The following is a 6616-nucleotide window of genomic DNA, read 5'->3' as shown; positions in this document are numbered from 1 at the left end:
TGGTTTTGGCATCCACACCTTTTTGGATGTTATCTTTAGTACTTTGAGCAAGATCGATACTGTACTCAGTTGTGACGGCACCATCGGCTGCAGTTGTAGTATTGGAAGTCAAATTCAAAGCATTGGAAACTTGTACCGTTGCTTTATCTGCGCTGACGGTATAAGTGGTCTCTTTGCCTGAGGTTGTTTTATTAACGTGCGCGTTACTGCCTGCCGCCACCTTGGTTGTGGTTTTGGCATTATTGATGGCATTAGCAACATCGCCGGCAGTCGCTACACCGGCAGTCGGTGCGGACACTGTGCCATTATTATCGACAGACAATGTGCCTTGAGTGACGTTGATTTGAACTTTTGATGCATTCTCGCCATCGGTGATTGCAACAGTCGTCAAGTTGCCATCGGCGTAGTTGACTGTACCGTTGTTATTGATACGAGATTTGTCTGTACCGTTTTGTTGGATATTGTGTCCAACATTGTTCATAACGGTGTACAGCTGGCTACCATTGACCGCATCGGTCGAAGTGGCGGAAATACGGCCTGCGGCAACATTCTGGATTTGGCGTTCATTGCCTGCACTGCCTACAGAAACCGCGCCTGTTTTAGCGGATGAAGAAGCTGCATAGCTGACATTAGTCGTCGTACCACTATCGTTTTTGAATGTTGCATTTTTAGCTGTTGCATCAAAATTATTGGCAGTGCCAACAGCACCATTACCCAATGCAACGGAGCTACCGATCGTAGTCGTCGCGCCACTACCCAAAGCAACTGAATCGCTTCCAGTCGCTTTTGCATTATTACCGCCGGCAAAACTATTCTGCCCGGCAGCTTGGGCTGAGGAACCAATAGCGGTGGAATAAAGGCCTGAACTGTTTGCCTGCTTACCAATGGCGATAGAATAAGCTTGCGTTGTCTGCGCCTGATGACCGATTGCAACAGAATCATCACCGACTGCATTTGACAAATAGCCCATTGCCGTACCGTTATTTTGTGCCGCTGCCCTTGCACCGACAACGGTTGCATTTCCATAGTTGGCTCTACTGTGAGCACCAACGACTACAGAGTAATTGTAATTATTTTCTGTATTCAAACCTATGGCGATAGAACCTGTACCGCGGGAATTGGCATTAGAACCTAAGGCAACAGCGCCAACAGTTCCCGAAGTTACCGTTGCATTTGGACCAACAGCAACAGAATCTTCGCCAAGTACGTTGGCATTATGACCCAAGGAAACACTACCCGTCGCACCAGTACTTGTTGCCGCATTCGGTCCGATGGCAATCGAATTGGTTGCTTTTGCACCGTCATTGTTCCAGTTTTTCGTACCGTCAGTTTTGCCTTCTTCTGACTTAACAGAGAAATAGCGGACACGCTCAATTGCACTCAAAACACCATAAAGCTGTGAGCCGTTGATCGCATCAGTGGAAGTAGCGGAAATATCGCCAGGGGATACATTAATGATTTGGCGTTCGTAACCTTTGGAACCGACAGACACAACATCACCGGCATCGGTAGTTTGACCGCCTGCCCAAGTGTAGGTTACACCCATAATTTCGCGTTGAACGTATGCCTGACCTTCTTTATCGGTTTTAGAAGCCGTACCCAAAGCCACAGAATTCAGCAAAGTAGCCTTCGCACCTGTACCCAAAGCTACACCACCAAAGGCAGTGGCCTGAGATTTGGTACCGATAGCCAGAGACAAATCGGCAGATGAATTAGACTGCACACCTAATGCAACAGAACCTTGACCGGCAATAGTATTACCATAAGAACCGCTATACATCGTATCACCAGTCATCTCTTTATAAATATCACGCAGACTTTTACCGCTCAGCGTATATTCACCGGTCTTTGCACCTTTTTCATTATATTTGATGAATTTATCCGTTGCATTGCCAGAATATCGAGTACCACCTACCGAATCTAAATCATCACCACCAATAGCAACAGATGAATTACCATTAGCCAAGACATTGCCACCAACCGCAATAGATTGGTCTCCCTTTGCCCACGCCCCCTCAGGTCTGCCCTGTGGATCAACACGGTTACCTGAACCAATAGCAATAGACTGAGTTATCTTAGAACTACTTGAATCGCCTACTCGAGCCGTATTACCAATAGCAATATTATTGTGAGTTACATTCACATTCATAATATTTTGCGAAAGAACCCCAGATGCACGTCCAATAGCAATCGTACCAAGTCCTGTTGCATTCGCGTCTGCACCAAGTGCAATAGCACTTGATGCTGCATTACCCGAAGCTGGAGAATTTGCCACTGCACTTTTACCGATGGCAATGGTATTTCCAGTTTGAGCTTGGGCTGAATTACCTATGGCAATAGACTCACTTTGATAACCCACTGCATTGGTACCGATTGCAATGGCATTTTGCGCATTGGCTGCAGCCTGACTGCCGCTGCCAATTGCAATGCCGTTTTGACCTCTTGATGTACTGGATTGGCCCAAAGCCATTGAGCCTATACCAAATGCTTGCGCCGAATTACCCAATGCTGTTGTGCTCGTATTATCAGCAAGAGCATTCTTACCTACCGCTGTCGCTTGCGTACCATTTGCTTTGGAATCTGCACCCAATGCTGTTGAATCTACAGAAACAGCATTGGCACTTTTACCTATCGCTGTTGCATATGAACTACTTGCACTTGTATCTGCACCCATTGCAACAGCATGAGTTTGAGTAGCTTTAGCATTAGTACCCACGGCCAGGCTGTTATTATGTGTTGCATTTGCACTCGTACCTACCGCAACTGCACCATTAGCCGTAGCATTGGCTGATGCTCCTATTGACAGCGCACCAATACCGGTCGCTGTTGCACCGCTGACCGCAGTAGCACTGGTCGGAGGATCAACCGCAATTTGTCCTCGTCCCGCAGTTGCCGCATACGAATTACCTGCACCCAAAAGAGCTGCCGAAATCACTGTCAATCTGAAAACTGTCGCGATACCATTTTTACCGGATTCGGCAGATACATCTGCACTGTTTTGTTCGGCAGACGATTTCACACGGCCTTTGGCCAATTCGGAAGTTACGACAAAAGATTGAATCGTACGGTTCCAAACAACTTTAAATATCTTATTCATAGGTGTGTCTTTCTCTTTTTATGATAGGTAAAAGCGTGAGCATGAGCATGACGCTACTTTAAGAATTTATGCGGGGTTTTCCCAGCAAAATGCTTATCTCAAGCTGACGTTTATTGTCACTTTGAGACAAAATTTAGGCTTTTGACTATCCCGCAACGGTATAGTATTTCATACTTACAAAATATCCGCTAGTCTAAAATATCAACCGATTATCTTTAATTTTTAAACAAAATCATGACGTTTGAACAGAAAAACCAATCATCAAAAGTTCTCCAGTCATGTTTTTATTAATAAGCGTAATGTTGTATTCCGTCGACAAGTCATCAGCAATCACAGTAATCATGCAAGCAACGTGCCAATCGCTCGGAATTTTATTTAAAATGAATTATTTTTTTAAGAAACAGGAAAGGCCGTCTGAAAGATTTCAGACGGCCTTTGATGAAATGATTTTGAACAATTGCTTAATTGAATAATTTGTTTTTTTGAGCTATCAATAAAATTGGCAAAATGCTTTTAATACGTCATAGAAAGAATACGCATATCCGTACTTATACAGACGCGGATGGTTTTACAAACCGAATACGGCAATATCTCCCTTGCCTTGACGAATCAGCTCAGTGCCATCGGTCATATCAATAACCGTTGTCGGCTCAGTACCGCACCAGCCGCCATCAATAACCAAATCAACAGCATGTTCAAGACGGTCTCGGATTTCGTATGGATCAGTCAATGGCTCTTCGTCTTCAGGAAGCATAAGGGTGCAACTTAAAATAGGTTCGCCCAATTCTTGCAAAAGCGCCAAGGCAGTAGCGTTGTCGGGAACACGCAGGCCGATGGTTTTGCGCTTGGGGTGAAGCGTGCGATTGGGTACTTCTTTGGTTGCCTGCAGGATAAAGGTGTAGCTGCCGGGCGTAGCTGCTTTAAGCTGGCGGAATTGGGCATTATCTACTTTGGCGTAAGTACCCAATTCGCTCAAATCGGCACACATCAGGGTCAGATGGTGTTTTTGATCGATTTTACGAATCGTGAGAATGCGCTCCATCGCGTTTTTGTCACCGAGTTTGCAACCCAGCGCATAACAGGAATCCGTAGGGTAAACGATGACACCGCCACTACGGACAATATCGGCGGCTTGCTTGATGAGGCGGTCTTGGGGATTATCGGGATGGATGGCGAAAAATTGTGCCATGTTTTTTTCCTTATCATTCTAATGGTTTGTTGTTTGACATTTTAAAACTTATTTGGCCGTCTGAATATTGGATTTCCACCACCATGAATGGATTTAGCCTCAGCTACAACACGGCTGCACCCAGTGATACCTTATATATTATTTTGATTTACCGGCCGATATCGAAAGTCAATTTAATACGCTATATAATGCATTATTTTGTTTGAAAGTCATCTCAATGCCTGCTTCTTCCCTACCTTCCCGCCGCTTGTCTGTCGCACCTATGCTTGATTGGACAGACAGACACTATCGCTTTATGGCGCGACAAATTACACGCAATGCTTGGCTTTATAGCGAAATGGTCAATTCAGGCGCGGTGGTTTACGGAGATAAAGACCGCTTTTTGAGTTTCAACGAAGGCGAGCAACCGGTAGCTTTACAGCTTGGCGGCTCAGATCCGCATGACTTGGCAATCGCTACCAAAGCGGCTGAAGCGTATGGCTATAACGAAGTCAACCTAAATTGCGGCTGCCCCAGCCCACGCGTTCAAAAAGGCGCTTTCGGCGCTTGCCTGATGAATGATGTAGATTTGGTGGCAGATTGTTTGAATGCGATGCAGGATGCAGTTGAAATTCCGGTGACGGTCAAACACCGCATCGGTGTAGACAGACAGACAGAATATCAAGTCGTAGCAGATTTTGTGGGAACACTTCGCGAAAAAACAGCCTGCCGCACATTTATTGTCCATGCACGCAATGCTTGGCTGGACGGTTTATCCCCGAAAGAAAACCGCGAAGTCCCGCCACTCAAATATGAATACGTGTATCGTTTAAAACAAGATTTTCCCGACTTGGAAATTTTGATTAACGGCGGCATCACTACCAACGAAGAAATCGCCGAACATCTGAAATTTGTCGATGGGGTCATGATCGGGCGCGAGGCTTATCACAATCCAATGCTGATGCGCGATTGGGATACAATGTTTTACAACGACGCACACGCACCAATCCAATACGCAGACTTAGCAGCTTGGCTATATGCATACAGTCGCGAACAAATCGCCTTAGGACGAGGCACAATCCTGCGCCATATCGTCCGCCACGCACTAGGCTTAATGCACGGCCTAAAAAATGCCCGCACTTGGCGCCGTATGCTCTCAGATGCTACTTTGCTGAAAGACAACGACGGCAGCCTGATTCTAGACGCATGGAAAGAAGTCGAACGCGCAAATATTTGAGATTAATGGTATATCGTGCGAATAAATGAAAGGCCGTCTGAAACATCCAATGATGTTTCAGACGGCCTTTAAAATTACAACAGACTGCTAAAGATATATTCATTTCTCTTTGGCTACTATTACGATTAACTCATCGAATCAACCCAAAACATAATCTAAGCATAAAAAAATGCGGCCTAAATAGGCCGCATTTACTTTGCTTCGTCTTTTCAGACGACTTTTTCAGGCCGTCTGAAAGTCAGATTACCATTGGTAACCAACTGCTGCGGTAGCACCGAAGTGACCACGTGAGTTGCCGGAAGCAGTACCTTTGATGATCCAATTACCACCATCGGAGATGCTAGAGAAGCCGACAGCGTAACCGGTTTCACCGCGGTAGTGACCGCCACCGATAGCCAGCATGCTCTTACCTGGCAAGTAAGCTTGTGGCAGACCGGCAGTAGCCAGAGCTTGAGCCACACCTGCGCGGGCGTTGTTGTCAACTTTGTTCACATTGCTGTTCACATCGCCGAATTTTTGGTTCAGCTGGTCAACGTTAACCGCATCGGTACCGTTCTTACCTGGAGCAACATTTTTAATAGTAGTGTTGCCGGCATCGATACCACCTTGGTTGATGGTTACAGGACCTGCTTTCAGTTCGTTAGTAGTAACACTGTTAACGGTCAGATCAGGGTTCAAGCTGACTTTCAGCGCATCGCCGTCTTTCTTAACGAAGATGTTTTGAACTTCTTTCTCTGAAGTCTTACCGGTTGCTTTGTCGAATACTTGGACTTTAGTACCCGCATCACCTTTAATCTGAATAGTGTTATTCAGTTTTTTGGAGATAGAGCCGTCAGTAGTACCAGTCTCGTCAACCAGACCGAAGGTGCCGTCAGCATCTTTACCATCTTTACCGTCTTTACCATCTTTCACGGTTGCAGTAGTAGTAGAGATGACTTTACCGTCTTTATCGAAGTTGTTGATAGTGATAGTAGAAGTACCTTTAGCTTCATCACGCTCAACTTTACCTTCAGCAGACTTACCGTTTTCACCTTTAGCACCAGTTGCACCAGTATCACCTTTAGCACCGTCTTTAACAACAGTAGTAGTAGTGTTACCGTTACCGTCTTTGATG

The 6616-nt window shown here is 45.6% G+C and carries 4 protein-coding genes; 1 reads left to right on the top strand and 3 read right to left on the bottom strand.

Annotated elements, in window-relative coordinates; all coding sequences use genetic code 11:
• Positions 1-3097 (bottom strand): ESPR-type extended signal peptide-containing protein (locus HMPREF2696_RS02010; protein WP_256388730.1); only part of this gene is annotated, 3097 nt, incomplete at its 3' end.
• A gap of 568 nt (positions 3098-3665) precedes the next feature.
• A complete protein-coding gene (locus HMPREF2696_RS02000) occupies positions 3666-4286 on the bottom strand; it encodes an L-threonylcarbamoyladenylate synthase (RefSeq protein WP_004521114.1) in 621 nt (206 codons plus the stop codon).
• Between the two features lie 217 nt (positions 4287-4503).
• Here HMPREF2696_RS02000 and dusA point away from each other — a divergent pair, with 217 nt between their 5' ends.
• On the top strand, positions 4504-5502 hold the full coding sequence (gene dusA, locus HMPREF2696_RS01995) for a tRNA dihydrouridine(20/20a) synthase DusA (protein ID WP_049336164.1): 999 nt from the start codon (positions 4504-4506) through the stop codon (positions 5500-5502).
• Positions 5503-5745: 243 nt separating this feature from the next.
• On the opposite strand, the gene HMPREF2696_RS01990 is transcribed toward dusA, so the two are convergent.
• On the bottom strand, positions 5746-6616 hold an 871-nt coding region (locus HMPREF2696_RS01990; protein ID WP_210383748.1), incomplete at its 5' end, for a YadA family autotransporter adhesin.

Origin of the sequence: Neisseria sp. HMSC058F07 (genome assembly GCF_001810035.1) — a bacterium.
Classification (GTDB): Bacteria; Pseudomonadota; Gammaproteobacteria; order Burkholderiales; family Neisseriaceae; genus Neisseria; species Neisseria perflava.
Note: the sequence above shows the minus strand (reverse complement) of the source record. Positions and strands in the feature narration are given on the sequence as shown.

Bases quoted from the DNA above. Each gene is read 5' to 3' on its own strand.
- HMPREF2696_RS02000 (WP_004521114.1), bottom strand. From the start codon at position 4,286: ATGGCACAATTTTTCGCCATCCATCCCGATAATCCCCAAGACCGCCTC.
- dusA (WP_049336164.1), top strand. From the start codon at position 4,504: ATGCCTGCTTCTTCCCTACCTTCCCGCCGCTTGTCTGTCGCACCTATG.